This window comes from Streptomyces sp. SKN60 (assembly GCF_026236535.1).
In the GTDB taxonomy this organism is placed as follows: Bacteria; Actinomycetota; Actinomycetes; order Streptomycetales; family Streptomycetaceae; genus Streptomyces.
The window spans coordinates 1-19246 of the sequence record NZ_JAHTMW010000027.1; the positions used below are offsets into that span (position 1 = coordinate 1).

Consider the following 19246-nt stretch of genomic DNA (forward strand, 5'->3'; position numbering starts at 1 on the left):
CTCGCGGGGATGCGGACGTTGTCGAGGTAGACCTCGCGGGTCGGGGAGCCCTTGATGCCGAGCTTCTTCTCCGGCGCACCGAAGGAGACGCCCTCATCCGACTTCTCGACGACGAAGGCGGAGATGCCCTTGGAGCGCTTCTCCGGGTCGGTGACCGCCATGACGGTGTAGTACTCGGACACGCCGGCGTTGGTGATCCACCGCTTCACACCGTTGAGCACCCAGAAGTCGCCGTCACGGACGGCGCGGGTCTTCATGCCGGCGGCGTCCGAGCCGGCGTCGGGCTCGGACAGGCAGTAGGAGAACATCGCGTCGCCCTTGGCGAGCGGGCCGAGGTACTTGTGCTTCAGCTCCTCCGAGCCGGACAGGATGACCGGGAGCGAGCCCAGCTTGTTCACCGCCGGGATCAGGGAGGACGAGCCGCAGGCGCGGGCGACCTCCTCGATCACGATCACGGTGGCCAGGGCGTCGGCGCCCGCGCCGCCGTAGGTCTCGGGGACGTGCACCGCGTGCAGGTCGGCGGCCACCAGCGCGTCCAGGGCCTCCTGCGGGAACCGGCCCTCCTCGTCCACCGCGGCCGCGAACGGCGTGATCTTCGCCTCCGCCAGCGCACGGACCGTCTCCCGGAGCATCTCGTGCTCCTCCGACGGACGATACAGATCGAAATCAGCCGAACCGGCCACCGTCACACACTCCCACGCTTGCTAACTACCGTTAAGTAACTCAAAGGGTAGGGCGAGACCGGGCCCCGGGCCAGGGCACGACTATGCTCGGGCAGGCATTCGCCCGACCTCGACTCCTCATGGAGACCGCATGGCCCTCAAGATCACCGTGATCGGCACCGGCTACCTCGGCGCCACCCACGCCGCGGCCATGGCGGAGCTCGGCTTCGAGGTACTCGGTCTGGACGTGGTCCCCGAGAAGATCGAGATGCTGGCCGGCGGCCGGGTCCCGATGTACGAGCCGGGCCTTGAGGAGCTGCTCGCGCGGCACGTCGCCGGGATCGAGGGCTCCAGCGGCCGGCTGCGCTTCACCACCTCCTGGGAGGAGGCGGGCGCCTTCGGCGACGTCCACTTCGTCTGTGTGAACACCCCGCAGAAGCACGGCGAGTACGCGTGCGACATGAGTTACGTGGACGCCGCCTTCGCCTCGCTCGCCGGGGTCGTACGGGACGGGGCGCTGGTCGTCGGCAAGTCGACCGTGCCGGTCGGCTCGGCGCAGCGGCTCGCGGGCGTGCTGCCCGAGGGCGTCGAACTGGCCTGGAACCCGGAGTTCCTGCGCGAGGGCTTCGCCGTGCAGGACACCCTGCACCCGGACCGGATCGTGGTCGGCGTGGCCGAGGGCGTACGCGGCGAGCGGGCCGAGAAGCTGCTGCGCGAGGTGTACGCGGTGCCGGTGGCGGAGGGCTCGCCGTTCGTGCTGACCGACTACCCGACCTCCGAGCTGGTGAAGACCTCCGCCAACTCCTTCCTCGCCACCAAGATCTCCTTTATCAACGCGATGGCGGAGGTCTGCGAGGCGGCCGGCGGCGACGTGGCCAAGCTCGCGGAGGCGATCGGGCACGACGAACGGATCGGCAACAAGTTCCTGCGGGCCGGCATCGGCTTCGGCGGCGGCTGTCTGCCGAAGGACATCCGGGCCTTCATGGCGCGCGCCGGTGAGCTCGGCGCGGACCAGGCGCTGACCTTCCTGCGCGAGATCGACTCCATCAACATGCGGCGCCGCGCGTCCATGGTCGAGATGGCCCGGGAGGCGCTGGGCGGCGGCTTCCTCGGCAAGCGGGTGGCGGTGCTCGGCGCGACCTTCAAGCCCGACTCGGACGACGTCCGCGACTCGCCCGCGCTGAACGTGGCCGGCCAGATCCACCTCCAGGGCGGCCAGGTCACCGTCTACGACCCCAAGGGCATGGACAACGCGCGCCGGCTCTTCCCGACGCTGGCGTACGCGCCGACCGCCCTCGACGCGGTGCGCGGCGCGGACGTCGTCCTCCACCTCACCGAGTGGCGCGAGTTCCGCGACGCGCTGGACCCGGCGGAGCTGGCGGAGGTCGTCTCGTCGGCCGTCATCCTCGACGGCCGCAACGCGCTGGACGCGGGGCGGTGGCGCGAGGCGGGCTGGACGTACCGGGCGATGGGCCGCCCGCGGGCCTGAACGGGCACCAAGAGCGCGCCGCGCTGGTGGTGCGGGTCCAGGCCCGGGAGCGGAACGCGCCCGCATGGGCGCCGTCCCGTGTGCCCACCCTCCCCCTAGGGCTTCGCCCCTGGGGGGGGGACCCCCACGCCCGGCGGGACGAATGCCCACAACGGGACGGCTACGCCGCTCTCAGCCGCGTCACCCGCGACCTGAACTCCGTGTCCCGCAGCGCGCGCGTGATGTTGCCGTGGGACAGGGACACCAGGTCCGACGCCGGCCAGTCGCGGCGGAGGAGCTCCGCGAAGAGCGGGACGTAGCCGGTGGGCGGGTGTTCCGCGTGAGAGAGGCCCAGAGAGCGGGGGCCCGCGAGGGCGCGGAGGCGGTCGAGGGTGTCGGCGGTGGCCGAGGCGTCGGGAGTGACCGGCACCATGCACACGCCGTCCTTCTCGCCGAGGAGGCTCAGCACCTCGTCCGGCATGCCGTCCGGGTCCGCCTGGGTGAGCAGGACCGGGGCCCGGCTCACCGCGAGGGTCTGGCGGACGGTGTCGGTGTCGGCGCCGGCCAGGTCGACGGCCAGGCCGAGCCGGTTCATCTCGCGGACCGCCTCGCGGGCGAAGCGGTCGTAGCGGGTGAGGCTCACCGCCCGTACGCCGAGCGCGTGGTACGCCCGGAGGGTGGCGGGTGAGCCGCCGACGGCCGACCAGCTCACCGGTCCGAGGACGACGGCGACCCGGCCGCAGTTGCGGGCGTGGTCCATCTCGGAGGTGGTGTGGGCGAGGCGCAGGTCCTCGGGGCAGGCCGCCACGAGGGCGCGGACCGCGTCGATCCGGCGCAGGGTGCCGAGGACGCCCTCGTCGGCGTCGACGCGCAGGGACCAGAGCTGTGCTCCCGCCTCCGCGGCCCGTACCGGCGGAAGGTCTTCCGGGTCCGGTTCGGTGACGCGCGGCGGTTCCGTGTGCCCCTCGACGACCGGCTGCGCGGCAAGCAGCGCGCGGGCGCGGGTCGACTCGTCGAGGGGCCGGGGATGTTCGGGGGGATCGGCGTCGCCCGCCGAGACGGCGTGGGCGACGGTGAAGGTGGTGGTGGGATCGTCCAGCAGATCTGCCATGGGTGACTCAACTCCGTACTACTGAGGCAGTACGGCAACCGTGCCACCGCCCCCGACGCGCGGCGCGGCGGGCTAGGCCGTCCGGGGGATGCCCGTACGAGCAGCGCGAAGGCCCCCGCCGGGGCGGGGGCCTCGCTGACGTGACGTCACATCTCGTCCACCAAGCAGTCGTTACGCGTCGAAGCCGGCGATCGTCGCGATCGACGCGCCCCGCAGCGCCTGCTGCTCCCGCGCCACCGACTCCGCGTCGCGCAGCACCCGTACGGCGTTGGACCAGGTCAGCTTCGCCAGGTCGGCCGGCGACCAGCCGCGGACCAGGAGCTCCGCGATCAGGTTCGGGTAGCCGGCGACGTCGTCCAGGCCGGCCGGGGTGAAGGCCGTGCCGTCGTAGTCGCCGCCGATGCCGATGTGGTCGATGCCGGCGACCTCGCGCATGTGGTCGAGGTGGTCGGCGACCGTGGCGGCCGTCGCGAGCGGGCGCGGGTTCTCCGCCTCGAAGGCGCGGTGAACGGCCATCGCGTCCGGGGTGGTGGCGAGGTGGTGGAAGCCGTGGACGCGCATGTTCTCGTCCGCGCGGTTGGTCCACTCGACCGCCGCGGGCAGGATGAACTTCGGCACGAAGGTCGCCATCGCCACACCGCCGTTGGCGGGCAGCCGCTCCAGGATCTCGTCCGGGATGTTGCGCGGGTGGTCGCAGACCGCGCGGGACGAGGAGTGCGAGAAGATCACCGGCGCGACGCTGGTGTCCAGCGCGTCCCGCATGGTCGACGCCGCCACGTGCGAGAGGTCCACGAGCATGCCGCAGCGGTTCATCTCGCGGACGACCTCGCGGCCGAAGGCGGTGAGCCCGTCGTGCCGGGGGTCATCGGTGGCCGAGTCCGCCCAGTCGTTGTTCTCGTTGTGGGTGAGCGTCATGTAGCGCACGCCCAGGGTGTGCAGGGCGCGCAGGGTGGCGAGGGAGTTGTTGATCGAGTGGCCGCCCTCGGCGCCCTTGAGGGACGCGATGCGGCCCTCCTTGCGGGCCGTCTCCATGGCGTCGGCGGTCAGCGCGGGCGCGAGGTCCGCCGCGTACCGCTCGACCAGCCGGTCGACGGCGTCGATCTGCTCCAGGGTGGCGCTGACCGCGTGGTCGCCGGTCAGCCGGCCCGGCACGTACACCGACCAGAACTGCGCGCCGACGCCGCCGGCCCGCAGCCGGGCGAGGTCGGTGTGCAGGGAGGCGGACAGGTCGCCGGCGATGTCGAGCTTGTCGAGGTCGTAGCCGCAGTGCTCGCGCAGCGCCCACGGCAGGTCGTTGTGCCCGTCCACGACCGGGGTGGCGGCGAGCAGTTCGCGCGCCTCGGCCAGGCGCTCCGTCGCCGCGCTCACTTGGCGAATCCGAAAGCGCCCGTGCCCTCGACCTTCTGCCGCAGCCGCTTGCCCTTCTCCGTCGCCTGGTCGTTGAGCTCCTGCTGGAACTCCTTCATCCGGGCGAGCAGTTCGGGGTCGTGCGCGGCGAGGATCCGGGCGGCGAGCAGGCCCGCGTTGCGCGCGCCGCCGACCGAGACGGTCGCGACCGGCACGCCCGCCGGCATCTGCACGATGGAGAGGAGGGAGTCCATGCCGTCGAGGTACTTCAGCGGCACCGGCACGCCGATCACCGGCAGCGGGGTGACGGAGGCGAGCATGCCCGGCAGATGGGCCGCGCCGCCGGCGCCCGCGATGACCGCCTTGAGTCCGCGGTCGGCGGCCTCCTCGCCGTACGCGATCATCTCGCGCGGCATGCGGTGCGCGGAGAGGACGTCGACCTCGTACGGGATCTCGAACTCGTCCAGGGCCTGCGCGGCGGCCTCCATGACGGGCCAGTCCGAGTCGGACCCCATCACGATGCCGACGAGCGGGCTCGACGAGTTCACATTCGACGCGGCCGGATTACTCAACGATCGTCCCTCGCAGGTAGTCGGCGGCGTGGCGGGCGCGCTCCAGCACCTCGTCCAGGTCGTCGCCATAGGTGTTGACGTGGCCCACCTTGCGGCCCGGCTTCACGTCCTTGCCGTACATGTGGATCTTGAGCTGCGGGTCCCGGGCCATGCAGTGCAGATACCCCTGATACATGTCCGGGTAGTCGCCACCCAGAACATTGCACATCACGGTCCACTTCGCGCGGGGGCGCGGGTCGCCCAGCGGAAGGTCGAGCACGGCCCGGACGTGGTTGGCGAACTGCGAGGTGATCGCGCCGTCCTGGGTCCAGTGACCGGAGTTGTGCGGACGCATGGCGAGCTCGTTGACGAGGATCCGCCCGTCGCGGGTCTCGAACAGCTCCACGGCCAGGTGGCCGACCACGTCCAGCTCCTTGGCGATCCGCAGCGCCAGCTCCTGCGCCTGCCCGGCCAGCTCATCGGAGAGCTCCGGAGCGGGCGCGATCACGGTGTCGCAGACGCCGTCGACCTGACGGGACTCGACCACCGGGTAGGCCACCGCCTGGCCGTGCGGGGAGCGGACGATGTTCGCGGCGAGCTCGCGCGCGAAGTCGACCTTCTCCTCGGCGAGCACCGCCACGCCCGCCTTGAAGGCGTCGTGGGCGTCCTCCTCCGAGCGCACGAACCACACACCCTTGCCGTCGTAGCCGCCGCGCACGGTCTTGAGGATGATCGGGAAGCCGTCGCCCCCGCCCTCCCCCGCACCCTCGGCGGCGAACGCCACCGCGTCGGCCGGGTCGGCCACGATGCGGTGGCGCGGGCTGGGCGCGCCGATCTCGTCGAGCTTCGCCCGCATCACCCCCTTGTCCTGGGCGTGCGCGAGGGCCGCGCGGCCCGGGCGGACGACGACGCCGTCCGCCTCCAGGGTCGCGAGGTGCTCCGCGGGCACGTGCTCGTGGTCGAAGGTGATCACGTCACAGCCGCGCGCGAAGTCACGCAGCGTGTCCAGGTCGCGATAGTCGCCGAGGACGACTTCGCTCACCACCTGGGCCGCCGAGTCCTGCGGGGTGTCACTGAGGAGCTTGAACTGGATGCCGAGCGGGATGCCTGCCTCGTGCGTCATACGAGCGAGCTGACCGCCGCCGACCATGCCGACTACCGGGAACGTCACCCTCTTAGGGTATCCGCACAAGTTCCGGAGCCTCGTCCGGCTGTGTCTTGTCACAGCCGGGGTGTGCTCGCACACGGATCGCGCACATCCCGGGCGGGTGTGCGGAGGGCTGGTTAGCATGGCTGGGTTGACGCCGCCACGGCGTCGGCCGGAACGCCTCCGGAACGGACAGGACAGAGCGATCACGATGAGTGAACCCGGCGCGCTGCGCACGCGAGTGGACCGGCTCGTCCGCGAGGTCGCCAAATTCGGCGTGGTCGGCGGTCTGGGCGTCCTGGTGAACCTGCTCGTCTTCAACCTGGTGCGCCATGTCACCGAGCTTCCGGTGGTGCGGGCGAGCATCATCGCCACCGTCGTGGCGATCCTCTTCAACTACGTGGGGTTCCGCTACTTCACGTACCGCGACCGCGACAAGTCCGGCCGTACGAAGGAACTGGTGCTGTTCCTGCTGTTCAGCGCGGTCGGCCTGGTGATCGAGAACGGCGTGCTCTACACGGCGACGTACGGCTTCGGCTGGGACACCCCGCTGCAGAGCAACTTCTTCAAGTTCTTCGGCATCGGCGTCGCGACGCTGTTCCGCTTCTGGTCGTACCGCACCTGGGTGTTCCAGGCGCTGCCGGCGAAGGAGGCGGTGCAGGCCGCCGAATCGTTCCTGGAGCAGGCGCCGCGGCAGGCCTCCCGGGCCGGCCGCAAGCAGCCGGACCGGGTCTAGTCCCGACCGGGTCCGAGACCGCTGATCACGGCTTCTGCCGGTCCGGGCGTCGCTACCGGACCGGGGGTCGCTACCGGACCGGGCGTCGCTACCGGACCGGGCGCTCCGGCTCCGGTTCCGTACGGCTCCTGACCTCGCGGCTCAGGAAGAGCGCGAACACCGGCGGATGCTGCTGGAGCAGTTCGAGCCGCCCGCCGTCCGCCTCCGCGAGGTCGCGGGCCACCGCGAGGCCGATGCCCGTCGAGGAGCGGCCGCTGACCGCCCGCTCGAAGATCCGCGCCCCGAGGTCCACGGGCACGCCCGGTCCCTCGTCGGTGACCTCGATCACCGACTGGTTGCCGGTGACCCGGGTGCGCAGGGCGACGGTGCCGCCGCCGTGCATCAGGGAGTTCTCGATCAGCGCGGCAAGGACCTGGGCGACCGCGCCGGGGGTGCCGACGGCCCGCATGCCCTGCTTGCCGGAGTGCACGATCGCCCGGCCCGCGCTGCGGTAGGCCGGCCGCCATTCCTCCAGCTGCTGCTTGACGACCTCGTCGAGGTCGAAGGCGACCGCGGAGCCGGTCCGCGGGTCGCGCGAGTTGGTGAGCAGCCGCTCGACGACGTCGGTGAGCCGCTCCACCTGGGTGAGCGCGATCGTCGCCTCCTCCCGGACCGTCTCCAGGTCGTCGGCGACGGCGACCTCCTCCAGGCGCATGGACAGCGCGGTGAGCGGCGTACGGAGCTGGTGGGAGGCGTCGGCGGCGAGCCGGCGCTCGGCGGTGAGCATCCGCGCGATCCGCTCGGCGGAGGCGTCCAGGACGTCCGCGACCCGGTCGAGCTCGGGCACCCCGTACCGCTTGTGCCGGGGCCGCGGGTCGCCGGAGCCGAGCCGCTCGGCGGTCTCGGCGAGGTCGGTGAGCGGGGAGGCCAGCTTGTTGGCCTGCCGTACGGCGAGGAGCACCGCGGCCACCACGCACAGCAGCGCCACGGCCAGGATGATCAGCAGGGTGCGGCGCACCTCGGTCATGACGACCGAACGGGCCTCCTCGACGACCACGGTCTCGCCGCGCTCGCCCTGGGCGAAGCCGCGGATGACGCTGCCGCCGGGGCGGGAGCCGATCTCGATGGGGTCGCGGCCGGGGATGCGGATGATCGCGTACCGCCGGCCGCCGCTCTGGTCGGCCAGGATGTCCGGGTTGACGGGTTCGCCGCCGATCAGCCGGCTGTCGATGATGGAGGCGATCCGCACCGCCTCCGTGTCCACCCGCTCCTGGGCGCTGGACGAGACCGTGCGGGTCTCCACGATCAGGAGCGAGCCGCCGAAGACGGCGATGACGACGAGCACCACGGCGAGCGTGGAGTTGATCAGACGGCGGCGCACGGATCCTCCGGAAGGCGACTTGACGAGGACCAGTACGGCGAGGCCCTGAGGGGACGCGGGGGCTTCCCGTTCGGGAAGAGGTCAGTGGTTGGGCATGGTCGCGGGGAGGCCGGCGAGGACGTACCTATGTCACAGGCAGCCTGTAGCGCATCCGGTAACGGTGCGCAGCCTTCGTCATCAGTGTGACCTCGATCGGACGCCGGGCGTCGGAATAGACCACTCGGAAGGCCACCAGTACGGGCATGTCCTTCGGGAGCTCCAGCGCCACGACTTCCTCCTCCGTCGGGATCTCTGACGACAGCTCGTCGACGAACTCGCGCGGGGGAAAACCCATGGAGTCGAGCAGCGCCGGAGTACCGCCGCGAATCCGCTTCTTCTCCAGGATGGCCGTGCCCTCGACCAGGCTCAGCGGGTAGTACGACCTCGTGAGTTCGGTCGGCTCCTCGTCCAGGAAGAGAACCTGCTTACGAAGCGCAGCTCGCTCACCGTCCTCCAACTGCAGGGCCTCGGCCACCTCCTTCGGCGGGACGACGACCTCGACGGCAAGGAGCTGGGATCTGCCGACCTGCCGTCGTTTCGCGGCCTCGGACATCCAGGGGTAGGGCTCGCACGGCCCGGCCGGCCTCATGTAGGCGATCGGCTCGACGGACTGCTGCGCGTGCTGCCGTACGTATACGCCCTTGCCCGGGAGCCCTTCGAGGAGTCCCTCGGCCTTCAGTGCCTGGAGGGCCTTCTGGACGGTCGTGTTGGCCACGCCGCCGTACTGTTCCATCAGCTCGGCCGTCGAGCCCAGCTTGCTTCCCGGAGGGAGGTCACCGCGGGTGATCTGACGTCGTAGCTCCGCCGCGATCTTCTGGTGCGGCGATCTCGGATCTTTGAACTCCTTCGCCATCACGCGCCCTGCTTTCCGAGCCGGTACGTGAGGTGCCTGTCGGCCGGCATGGTCATCAGGGACGCCTCCATCGGTGTTCCGTCGGCGGTCCGCGTCAGGCGGAGCAGGTGAAGGACGGCGCCGCCCTCAGGCAGGCCCAAGTGCTCGCGCTCCTCGGTGGTGGCGAGGGCGGCACTCACGTCCTCGACGACCTCGGCGCCGGTGTACCCGAGCTCCTTGAGCAGGGTGACGGCGCCGCCGGGCACCTTGCCCGGTTCCGCCAGGGGCGTGCCTGCGGCGATGGCGACGGGGTAGTAGGAGTCGGCCAGCTCCACGGGCTGGTCGTCGAGGAGGATCAGCCGACGCCTGACGATCACGCGCTCGGAGGCGGACAACCGCAGGGCGGCGCGGACCGTGTCGGGGGCGTCCGCTTCGCCTGCCTGGAGGAGGCGTTGGCCGCCTCGGCGCCCACGGCGGGCGGCCTCATCGGTCCACGCGTCGCTCTGGCCGGGCTTGCGCGGGGCCAGGTATGGCGCGGTCTCGCTGATCCATGCATCGCCCGACATGTTCCTACCTCCGGCTCACTGTTGTCAGTGACCCTACTTGCTCACTCCCGCCAGAAAACTAACCTTAAGCACTTGCGACTTAAAGGCTGTTGCACTTAAGGTTACGGCATGGAAGCTACGGATGCTGACGAAGCGCAGCATGGTGTTCCCGTACCGCCGGAGGGCTTGAGCCCGGCTCTCCGAGCTCGTGCCGAAGTCGGGTGGCAGAAGTTCCTCGACCGGTGGTTCGCCGCCTGCGAGGAGTCCGAACGTTGAGCGCGCCGGGCGGCGAGGGCGGGGATGGTCACCCCCTCCTTCGCCAGAGGGTTCGCGACATCGCCAGCCGTGGTGAAGGAGTGTTGACGGCCGTCGTTCACGAGTGGCACGGCGGCCGACTCCTGCGTATCGCCTACGTCCAGCCCGCCACCGGCGTCGCCTGGACGACGGCGGTCGACAACATCGGGCCCGCCCTGTGGAGTGAGGCATCGCCCGCCGAGGAACCGTCGGAAGGGGGTCCGGATTCATGACCCGCACGAGACGCAGGGGGCCTCGGCTGCCCGGGGCCGTGACCGAGGGGTGCGTGCCCTTTGCGGGCCGCCACGCACCGCCGTCACCCCAGTCGGCGGTACTTGCCCTGGTAGTACGTCAGCGCCCCCGAGGGCAGACCGACCGTCAGGACCCGACCCACCACCGGCGTGTGGTCACCGGCCACGAACCGGTTCTCCGTGCGGCTAATTTTGAAAGGAGGTGATGGCCATGAAGTGCGCCCAGACACAGCGGAAGTGCCGGGGGAAGAACAAGGCACCGAAATGGACCAAGCCCGATGACGGGATCGTGTCCGTGATGGTGCTGCCGCTGGCCGTCACCGACCCGGCAGACCGGGCCCGGCTGGAGACGTTGTTCGGTGCGATGTGGTCGGTCAAGCGGGCCGTCCAGCGCGACGCCCGCGCCAAGGTTGACGCGTACTGGGCCGCATTCCGCGAGCGGAACCAGCAGGGAGCGAAGGCCGTGCGGCAGCGACTCGGCCTGTCCCGTGAAGGCCTGGAGCGGTGCGCGTACAAGCATCTTGAGGATGCGGGGCATCTCAAACATCACGCTTCCAAGGCCCTGGCCATGCACATGGCCGACGAGGTGTGGAACGGCGTGCAGCGGCACCTGTTCGCCGATAGCACGGGAAGCCGCCACGGCCGCCCCCGCGTGGGTCGCTGGCACGACTTCACCCGGATTCCGGGCCGTGCCCGCTCCCACACCATCGTGAACAAGTGGGAGACCTTCCGCCTGGTCGGCACCTTCCACGGTCATGCCACGACCTACGTCGACGGGGGCCGGCACGCCCTGATGCAGCCGCGCCGGATACCGGCACCGGCCAAGCCGGACGGCAGGATCCCCACCGGCAGGGGTGCTCGCAAAGCTAACTGGTGGGACCACACCGGCCCGCTCGCCGTGGTGTTCGCGGGCGGCCCGGACGGCAGGCGCGGTGACCTCGTCCTGCCCGTCCGCATTCCCCAGGGACCGGGCCAGGCGGACCACGTACGGCACTTCCTTGAGGCTGACGACCGCTGGCACAAGGTGGACTTGGTACGCCGCCGCAAGTCCGGTGCGCCGGGCGGCTGGGCGTACGAGGCGCACCTGATGGTCCTCGGCCCCGGCTACGCCTCCCCGGCTGTCCGGCAGATGCGGCAGCGGGCCGCTGAGCTGGACCGGATCGGCGGGGTAGACGGCAACGTTTCGAACCTGTCCATCGTCTCCTTCCCCGCCGGCCCAGACCCCGCCGACGGTGCCCCGGCCTCGTCGGAGATCGTGCTGACCGATCAGGAGCGGGCGCGGCTGGAGCGGGAGGCGAAGAAGCGGCGGGGTCGGGCTCGGGCGCTGGAACGGTCGCGCCGGTCCACGAACACCGCGCAGTACGGGCTGTCCAAGCGGCAGGGCGCCCGCGCCGAGCGCCGGGCCGCTCAGGGTCTGAAGCCCAAGAAGGTCACGGTGCCGGGCGGCGCCCGCGATTCCCGGGCCGATGGGGTGCCGAAGCAGGCGTTTCGCCGCGACCGGCTGTCCAGCGGCTATCGGGAGCTGCGCGCCCGCCAGGCCGAAGCCGCCGCCTCAGCTGCCGAGTACCGGCGCCACCGCGCCCGTGCCGTGGCCCGCGACATCATCGCGGTCCATGGCCCCTACCTGACCGTGGAGGACTGCGACATCCGCACCTGGTACCGGCTGTGGGGCAAGCGCCTCTCCCAGACCACGCCGGGCATGTTGATCTCCGCCCTGGAGATCGAATGCAAGGCCGCCGGTGGCCGCCTGGTGCGTGCCTCCACCTGGTCCACCGCGCTGTCCCAGTACTGCCTGTGCGGGGAGCGCGCCACGAAGACCCTCCGCGACCGGGAACACAAATGCAGCGCCTGTGGTCTCGTCGGCAAACGAGATCTCGTCTCCGCCGCGTTGGCCGCGTTCGTGGACCTGGCCGACCCCGACGAGCCCAAGACCGCCCGGCTGAGCTCCGCCCGGTCGCGGCACGCACAGATCACGTACGGAGAAGGGCTGGAAGAGGCCCTGCGTGAGTCAACCACACCCTGCCAGAACGCCCCTCAGGGTGCTGGTCGCGTGGCAGTCCCGCGTCAGCACGGGACCTCTGCTCACCGAACCGCCGCACGACGGGACCGAGCGACCCCAGATGAGCCGCGCCACGTGCGCGACCACGCTGGGAAGCCCGGCACCCGAACGGCGTGCAGTCCGCAACACACCCTCTGGTGATGTACGGATCAAGTCTTAGCTCTTCTCGAAGCGGAAGCCCACGCCCCGGACGGTGGAGATGTAGCGCGGGTTGGCCGCGTCGTCGCCCAGCTTCTTGCGCAGCCAGGAGATGTGCATGTCGAGGGTCTTGGTGGAGGACCACCAGGTGGTGTCCCAGACCTCGCGCATCAGCTGGTCGCGGGTGACCACCCGGCCCGCGTCGCGGACCAGGACCCGCAGCAGGTCGAACTCCTTGGCGGTGAGCTGGAGCTCCTCGTCGCCCATCCAGGCGCGGTGCGACTCGACGTCGATCCGCACGCCGTGGGTGGTCGGTGCGGCGGCCGGCTCGGCGGCGCCGCGCCGCAGCAGGGCCCGGACCCGGGCGAGCAGCTCGGCGAGCCGGAACGGCTTCGTCACGTAGTCGTCGGCGCCGGCGTCGAGGCCCACCACCGTGTCGACCTCGTCGGCGCGGGCGGTGAGCACCAGGATCGGCACCGTGTGCCCGTCGGCGCGCAGCCGGCGGGCGACCTCGAGTCCGTCCATGCCGGGCAGGCCCAGGTCGAGCACGACCAGGTCGACCCCGCCCTTGAGTCCGGCGTCGAGCGCGGTGGGACCGTCCTCGCGGACCTCGACCTCGTATCCCTCCCGCCGCAGGGCGCGGGCCAGCGGTTCCGAGATGGATGCGTCGTCCTCGGCGAGCAGTACACGGGTCATGAGGTGATGGTAGTCCGCACCGGCGCGGTGCCGGGGCGTGATCCACAGGGGTGGACCATCCCCCTTTGATCTTGGTCTGGAATTTGCTCATGACCTTGGAATGAAGGAAGTTGGTTCCACGGTCACCTGTGATCCATCTCTCAAGTCCTTCCATATCCGGCAGTGTCGTGTCGTATGGTGTCGAGAGTTCTGTAGCGGTAAACGGGGACCTTTGGCCGGGTTGGTACGCCAGCACGCCAAGGGTCTCTTTTCTGCACGAGGCGGCCGTCGGCCGTCTCGAGGACAGTGAACGACCTGTGGGCCGGGTCCTACGACGCGCTGACGCGTCAGGGCGTGGATCCCGGAGGGGTGCGACCGCTCCCCGCCGGTGCCGGCCTCCCCCACCGGGCGCACCCCGCTCACGAAGCGCGCGTCCCGACAGAGCAAGGATCGACATGGCGTCGAGCATGACGACGGCTTCGACCGGGATGCCCCGGTACCAGAAGACGTTCCTCGGGCACCCCCGAGGTCTGACCACCCTCTTCTTCACCGAGATGTGGGAGCGCTTCTCCTACTACGGCATGAGGGCCCTGCTGGTGTACTACCTGGTCTCCGGTGGCGTCGACGCCGCCAAGGGGAGCCAGGGCGGCGGTCTCGCCATGACGGCCGCGACGGCCACGGCGATCTACTCCGTGTACGTGTCGATGGTCTATCTCATGGCCATGCCCGGCGGCTGGTTCGGTGACCGCGTGTGGGGCGCCCGCAAGACGGTCGCCATCGCCGGTTTCGTGATCATGGCCGGTCACATCTCCCTCGCCCTGCCGGGCCAGGCGATGTTCTTCGTGGGTCTGGCACTCGTCGCCGTGGGTTCGGGTCTGCTCAAGGCCAACATCTCGACGATGGTCGGCCACCTCTACAACGGCCCGGACGACCCGCGCCGTGACGGTGGCTTCACGCTCTTCTACATCGGCATCAACCTCGGCGCCTTCGTCTCGCCGCTGCTCATCGGCACGATCGGCAAGGAAGTCAACTGGCACGTGGGCTTCGCCCTCGCCGCCGTCGGCATGGGCCTCGGCCTCGCCGTCTTCCTCGCCTTCGGCAAGAGCCTGAACCCGAAGAGCAGCGAGGTCCCGAACCCGCTGTCCGCCGAGGAGCGCAGGAACGTCCTCGTCAAGGTCTGCCTGGTCCTGGTCGCCGCCGCCGTGTTCTACGGCGCGGTCGTCGCCCTCGGCCTGTACACCCTGAACTGGGCCCTGGTACCGCTGACCCTGGCCGGCCTGATCATCCCGATCGCCGTCCTGGCCCGGATCAAGCGCGACAAGGACCTCGACAAGGCCGAGCAGTCCAAGGTCTCCGGCTACATCTGGTTCTTCGTCGCCGCCGCCGTCTTCTGGATGATCTACGACCAGGGTGGCTCGACCCTGTCGCTGTTCGCCGACGACAAGACCGCCGACTCCGTCTTCGGCCTCGGCTTCTCCGCCACCTGGTACCAGTCGCTGAACCCGCTCTTCGTGATGGCGCTCGCCCCGGTCTTCGCCTGGCTGTGGCTGTGGCTCGCCCGCCGCAACAAGGAGCCCAACACCATCGTGAAGTTCGCGATGGGCATCGTCGCGGTCGGCGCGTCGTTCTTCATCTTCATCGTCCCGATGAACATGGCCGGTGACGGCACCCTGGTCTCCCCGATGTGGCTCGTCTCGATCTACATGATCCAGACCATCGGTGAGCTGTGCCTCTCCCCGGTCGGCCTCTCCGTCACCACGAAGATGGCGCCGAAGAAGTACGCCTCCCAGATGATGGGTGTCTGGTTCCTCGCCGTCACCGCCGGTGACTGCACCACCGGTCTGCTCTCCATCGCGGGCGTGGACCTCAACGGAACCGGGATCATCGCGTTGCAGGCCACGCTGGCCGTGGTCGCCGGATTCGCGATCTACATGTACCGCAACAAGGTCCAGGCGCTGATGGGCGACGTCCACTGACGCGTCCTCACGCACGAGGCGGAGGCCGTCGCACCGATCCCGGTGCGGCGGCCTCCGCCGTTTCCCCCCTCGCGCCGGACAGTCCCTAGCGCTTCAGCCGCGCCCACGGGGTGAACGTGAACACCGCGCCGCCGAGCAGGATCACCGTGCCGGCGACCAGGGCGAGGGCGTGCAGGGCACCGCCGTCGTCGGCGCCGGTGTCGGCGAGCCCGCCACCGCCGGAGCCGGAACCGCCGCCGGAGGAGGAGCCGGACGTGGTGGACGCGCCGCCGTCGCCGCTGCCGCCGGCCGCGCCGCCCGCCTGCTTCTCGGTGTCCAGGGTCAGCGAGGCCTGTACGGAGCCCTTGACCTCGCACGGGATGACGATCGGCGAGCCGCCGAGCGAGACGCTGATGGTCAGCTTGCCGGGGCTCAGCGTGGCCTTGCCGCTCGCGCCCGGCTTGTAGGTGCCGGTCATGTCGGTCAGGTCGACCGGCTTGCCCGCCTCCAGGGGCTCGGGGTTGGGCGCGCCGGTGACGGTGACCGTGCCGCTGTCCGCGCCGCCGATCTTCACCGCCATCGAGGGCTTGAGGGCGCCCTTGGGGAGGGCGGCCGGGCTGTTCATGACGCCCTTGGCGGTCTTGACGGTGAGGGCGTAGGAGCCGCCGTTCTTCTTGGCGTTGATGGTCACCTTCGAGTTGATGGACGCCGGGCCGGGGGCCTGGCAGGCGAAGGCGACGGAGACCTCCTTGCCGGGGAAGTCGGTCTGCCCGCCGGAACCGCCGGAGGTGGTGGTGCCGCCGCCGGACGTGGTGGTGGACCCGCCCGAGGTGGTGGTGCCGCCGCTGGTGGTCGTACCGCCACTCGTCGTCGTACCACCGCTGGTCGTCGTGCCACCGCTCGTGGTCGTACCGCCGGACGAGGAGCCGCCGCCGGACGAGGAGCCGCCACCGCCGTCCGTCACCTTGATCGTGGCGCCGACCGCGACCGTCTCCTTCGGGGAGCACTTGGTGTCCGTCGACATCGGCTTGGAGACGTTGATCGTGTACTTGTCCGGCGTCAGCGTGATCTCGCCCGCCTTCTCCAGCTTCAGCTTGCCCTTCATGTCCGGCAGGACCATCGGGCTGTTCTTCGGGATCGGCGGGTTCTGCCGGGGGCCCTCCATGGCCAGCGTGCCGCTCGCCGCGCCGCCGATCCTGATCACGCCGGTCGGCTTCACGGTGTCCTTGTCGAGGTCGAGGATGTCCGGGTTCTTGGACGCGGCCTCGACCGTCTTCCAGACGACCTCGACCTCGTCGCCGACCTTGGCCTCGGCGGGCGCGGTGATCTGCACCTTGGTGGTGCCCTGGACCGGCGGGAGGCCGGAGATGGCGGGCGGGATGCACTCGGTCTTGTACGAGACCTCCGCCGCCAGGGCGGGTGCGGCGGTCAGCAGGATCCCCGCCCCGCCGAGGATCAGCGCGACGCCCGTCGCACCGATCCTCCGTGTCGTCGTGCGTGTCGTACTCACGCCTGTCCCTTCGTCGTCGGACTGGTCTCTGACGGTGCGGAGTCAGGGGTGAACCACGGCAGGACCGCCGTCGGTTCGGATACGGATACGGGGGCGGACGCGGAGGCGGGGGCGGATGTACGGGCACGGGCCCGGCGGCCCCGGGGGACGCGGGCCGCCGGGCGGACCCGGTCCACGACCGCCATGCCGATACGGAAGAGGGCGGCCGGCACGACGAGCGCGAGCAGCACCCAGAACAGGGTCACGCCCCAGGGGCGGCCGACGCCCCAGGGCTGCTCGACGAGAACCTTGCCGCCGAAGCGCACGGACACCTGGTAGTCGCCGTGCGCGCCGGCGGTCAGCTCGACCGGCAGTCTGACCAGGGCCTTGCGGCCGGGTTCGATCGTGCCGCGCCACTGGCGTTCCTCGTACTGCGGCGCGAACACCCCGTGGCTGGTGCCGACTTCGAAGACGGGGTCCTTGACCGGTGTCTGGCCGAGGTTGCCGAGCGTCACGACGACCTCGCGCCGGGCCGGGGCGCCGAACCACACCAGGACCCCGCTCGAACCCTCCAGGCGGGCCGAGGTGAGGACGGCGAGCCGGCCCGTGCCGGCGGTCTCGGGCAGTGGGGCGGTGGGGTGCCCGGCGACCGTGAACGCGGCGTCCACGGAGTCCTGTTGGCCGGTCACCCCAGCGACGTGCACCACGCAGGGGCAGGGCACGGGCGGTTCGGCGACCGGGAGTTTCGCGCTGAACGAGCCCTTGGCGTCGACCGTGGCCGCGCGGCCGTCGGTGTTGGCGCAGGAGTTGGTGCCGCCGATGACGCCCTTGCCGGGCGCCGACTGTCCGCAGACCAGCAGCATGAGCAGGGCGCCCGGCTTCCAGCCGGAGCCGCTGACGGTGATCTCGCCGCCCTTGCCGCCCTCGGTCCGCGAGAGCGCGATCCGGGGCGCCTCGGCGGCGGTGGCGGTGGCCGTGGTCGGCAGAAGGGCGAGTGGCAGGGCGAGCAGCAGCGCGGTGAGCAGCGCGCCCGCCGCCGTACGCAGGTACGTCATCGTCTCCTCCGTCGTATCGCGTACGTGGCCGTGCCCGCCGCCGCGAGGAGGGCGGCCGCCAGCCCGCCGACGCCCGCCGGGGAGGCGAAGGAGGCGTCCGCGCGGGCGGTCGCGGGCGCCGCGCCGGGGGCGGCGGCCGTCAGGCGCACGGTGACCGAGTCGAGCGCGGGCGGGTCGGGCCAGGGGGCGGTGCGGGTGACGCGTTCGCCGGGGCGCAGGGTGACCGGCAGGGCCTGCTCGGGGCGGTCCAGGACCGTGCCGAAGAGGCCCTCGGCGCGTACGGCGAGGCGCGGGGCGAGCACGGTGTTTCCGCGGTTGACCAGGGTGTAGCGCAGGGTGCACCGGGTGCCGGAGCGCTCCACGCGTACGTCCTCGACGGTCAGCGCGGCCAGCCGGGGCCCGCTCACCCGCAGGTGGAGCGGGACGACGGTGGTGTGCCCGGCGGCCTCGGCCCGTACCGCACCGCGGTGCTCCCCGGGCGGGGTGTCGGCGGTGACGGTGACGGCGAAGGGCACGTCGGCGCGGGTACGGGCGGGGACGGTCACGGTCGTGGCGGCGAAGGCGACGGGCGTGCCGCCCTGGCCGGTGAGCGTGACGGTGAGCGGGCGCGGGGCGGGGTTGGTGACGGAGAGGGTGTCCTGCAGGACGCTGCCGGCGGCGCCCTCCAGATAGACGTACGGGCGGCCGGCGGCGGGCGCGGCGGTCCAGGCCCCGGCGTCGGCCCTGGCGCCCGCGTCGGCGTGGGGCGGCGGGGCGGCCGCGAGCACGCCGAGGAGGGCGACGGCCCCGAGCCCCGCCCGTACCCCCCGCATCAACGTGCCGTGTGCCGGGCCGAGCGCCGGGTGAGCCAGAGCACGCCGGCCGTGCCGGTCAGCAGCACGGTGCCGCCGAGGGTGCCGAGCGCGGTGGCGGAGTCGAGGGGCCCGGTCTTGGGCAGCTGCCCGCCGCCCGCGTCCGTACCGCCGGAGGAGCCGGAGCCGTCGGACCCACCGGAGCCCCCCGAGCCGCCGGCCGCGGTCACGTCCAGCTCCAGGGCGGGCTTGGGGTTGTTGGTGGGCTTGCAGGTGGCGGCGTCCATGCCGAGCGCGTGGACGATGAGCGTGCCGGCCGTGAAGGTGACCTTTCCGCTCTTCTTCGGGGTGTACGTGCCCGTCAACTGCCCGATCTTGATAGGGGTGTTGGGCGGGATCGCGACCGCGTTCGGCACGCCCTTGACCTGCACCCTGCCGCTGTCGGCGCCGCCGAGCACCAGCTCGGCGCGCGGGGTCATGACCCCCTTGGGCAGCTCGACCGGGCTGTCCGAGACGCCCTTCTCGAAGGACATCGTGATCGTGTACGAGCTTCCGCTCTTCTCGGCCTTGATGTCGACGGGCGAGACGGCGCTCTTGGGTCCGATCTTCGTCTCGCAGGCGTAGTCGACGTCGACGACGGTGGCGTGGGCGGCGGGCGCGGAGACCAGCACGGCCGAGCCGGCCATCGCCACCGCCGCCGTCAGCGCACGGGCCACTCTTCTCCGGTTCGGCACGTTCGGC

General features: G+C 71.3%; 17 protein-coding genes and 1 pseudogene. 4 read left to right on the forward strand and 14 right to left on the reverse strand.

Translation table 11 applies throughout. The features are described 5' to 3' along the window. The coding region (locus KV205_RS31905) for an acyl-CoA dehydrogenase family protein (protein WP_265868307.1) at positions 1-683 on the reverse strand (683 nt) is incomplete at its 3' end. A 130-nt stretch (positions 684-813) separates the two neighbouring features. Between KV205_RS31905 and KV205_RS31910 the strand changes: the two genes are divergently transcribed. Further along, complete coding sequence (locus KV205_RS31910; protein WP_265868308.1) at positions 814-2151, forward strand: UDP-glucose/GDP-mannose dehydrogenase family protein; 1338 nt, start codon at positions 814-816, stop codon at positions 2149-2151. A 160-nt stretch (positions 2152-2311) separates the two neighbouring features. Here the strand turns inward: KV205_RS31910 and KV205_RS31915 are convergent, their stop codons facing one another. The 4 genes from KV205_RS31915 to KV205_RS31930 all read right to left on the reverse strand — a co-directional run bounded on the left by KV205_RS31915 (position 2312) and on the right by KV205_RS31930 (position 6289). Beyond that, complete coding sequence (locus tag KV205_RS31915) at positions 2312-3241, reverse strand: membrane dipeptidase (RefSeq protein ID WP_265868309.1); 930 nt, start codon at positions 3239-3241, stop codon at positions 2312-2314. Between the two features lie 171 nt (positions 3242-3412). After that, positions 3413-4618 carry a dipeptidase gene (locus KV205_RS31920; RefSeq protein ID WP_374214761.1) on the reverse strand — a complete coding sequence of 402 codons (1206 nt, stop codon included), beginning with the start codon at positions 4616-4618 and terminating at the stop codon, positions 3413-3415. Beyond that, positions 4606-5103 (reverse strand): 5-(carboxyamino)imidazole ribonucleotide mutase, encoded by a 498-nt coding sequence (purE, locus tag KV205_RS31925; protein WP_265868404.1) that lies wholly within the window; start codon positions 5101-5103, stop codon positions 4606-4608. Before purE ends, KV205_RS31920 begins: the two co-directional genes overlap by 13 nt. Positions 5104-5152: 49 nt before the next feature. Further along, a complete protein-coding gene (locus tag KV205_RS31930) occupies positions 5153-6289 on the reverse strand; it encodes a 5-(carboxyamino)imidazole ribonucleotide synthase (RefSeq protein ID WP_370416758.1) in 1137 nt (378 codons plus the stop codon). A gap of 208 nt (positions 6290-6497) precedes the next feature. On the opposite strand from KV205_RS31930, the gene KV205_RS31935 reads away from it, so the two are divergent. Beyond that, the gene (locus KV205_RS31935; protein WP_265868312.1) at positions 6498-7022 is read left to right on the forward strand and encodes a GtrA family protein; all 525 of its coding nucleotides are present in this window, start codon (positions 6498-6500) and stop codon (positions 7020-7022) included. An 88-nt stretch (positions 7023-7110) separates the two neighbouring features. Here KV205_RS31935 and KV205_RS31940 read toward each other — a convergent pair whose 3' ends face one another. From KV205_RS31940 to KV205_RS31960, 4 genes and pseudogenes are all read right to left on the reverse strand, one after another. Continuing rightward, positions 7111-8382, reverse strand: coding sequence for an ATP-binding protein (locus tag KV205_RS31940; protein WP_265868313.1), 1272 nt, complete (start codon positions 8380-8382; stop codon positions 7111-7113). A gap of 124 nt (positions 8383-8506) precedes the next feature. Then, positions 8507-9274, reverse strand: coding sequence for a GntR family transcriptional regulator (locus tag KV205_RS31945; RefSeq protein WP_265868314.1), 768 nt, complete (start codon positions 9272-9274; stop codon positions 8507-8509). Continuing rightward, entirely contained in the window at positions 9274-9819 is a 546-nt protein-coding gene (locus KV205_RS31950; RefSeq protein ID WP_265868315.1) for a GntR family transcriptional regulator, read from the reverse strand. Before KV205_RS31950 ends, KV205_RS31945 begins: the two co-directional genes overlap by 1 nt. 589 nt (positions 9820-10408) lie before the next feature. Continuing rightward, positions 10409-10528, reverse strand: a pseudogene (locus KV205_RS31960) (flavin reductase); the annotation flags it as partial. Positions 10529-10554: 26 nt separating this feature from the next. Between KV205_RS31960 and KV205_RS31965 the strand changes: the two are divergent. Then, a complete protein-coding gene (locus KV205_RS31965; RefSeq protein WP_265868317.1) occupies positions 10555-12543 on the forward strand; it encodes a zinc ribbon domain-containing protein in 1989 nt (662 codons plus the stop codon). A gap of 15 nt (positions 12544-12558) precedes the next feature. Here KV205_RS31965 and KV205_RS31970 read toward each other — a convergent pair whose 3' ends face one another. Beyond that, positions 12559-13236: a response regulator transcription factor gene (locus KV205_RS31970; RefSeq protein WP_265868318.1), complete on the reverse strand. Its 678-nt coding sequence runs from the start codon at positions 13234-13236 to the stop codon at positions 12559-12561. 434 nt (positions 13237-13670) lie between these two features. Here KV205_RS31970 and KV205_RS31975 point away from each other — a divergent pair, with 434 nt between their 5' ends. Continuing rightward, positions 13671-15191, forward strand: coding sequence for a peptide MFS transporter (locus tag KV205_RS31975; protein ID WP_265868319.1), 1521 nt, complete (start codon positions 13671-13673; stop codon positions 15189-15191). Between the two features lie 85 nt (positions 15192-15276). On the opposite strand, the gene KV205_RS31980 is transcribed toward KV205_RS31975, so the two are convergent. The 4 genes from KV205_RS31980 to KV205_RS31995 are packed head-to-tail and all read right to left on the reverse strand — an operon-like array spanning position 15277 to position 19191. Beyond that, a complete protein-coding gene (locus KV205_RS31980) occupies positions 15277-16650 on the reverse strand; it encodes a hypothetical protein (protein ID WP_265868405.1) in 1374 nt (457 codons plus the stop codon). A gap of 26 nt (positions 16651-16676) precedes the next feature. Continuing rightward, positions 16677-17714 carry a hypothetical protein gene (locus KV205_RS31985; protein ID WP_265868320.1) on the reverse strand — a complete coding sequence of 346 codons (1038 nt, stop codon included), beginning with the start codon at positions 17712-17714 and terminating at the stop codon, positions 16677-16679. Continuing rightward, entirely contained in the window at positions 17711-18526 is an 816-nt protein-coding gene (locus tag KV205_RS31990; RefSeq protein ID WP_265868321.1) for a hypothetical protein, read from the reverse strand. Before KV205_RS31990 ends, KV205_RS31985 begins: the two co-directional genes overlap by 4 nt. Beyond that, positions 18526-19191 carry a peptidase gene (locus KV205_RS31995; protein ID WP_274711100.1) on the reverse strand — a complete coding sequence of 222 codons (666 nt, stop codon included), beginning with the start codon at positions 19189-19191 and terminating at the stop codon, positions 18526-18528. The genes KV205_RS31990 and KV205_RS31995 overlap by 1 nt, the downstream gene beginning before the upstream one ends. Positions 19192-19246: the final 55 nt, after the last annotated feature.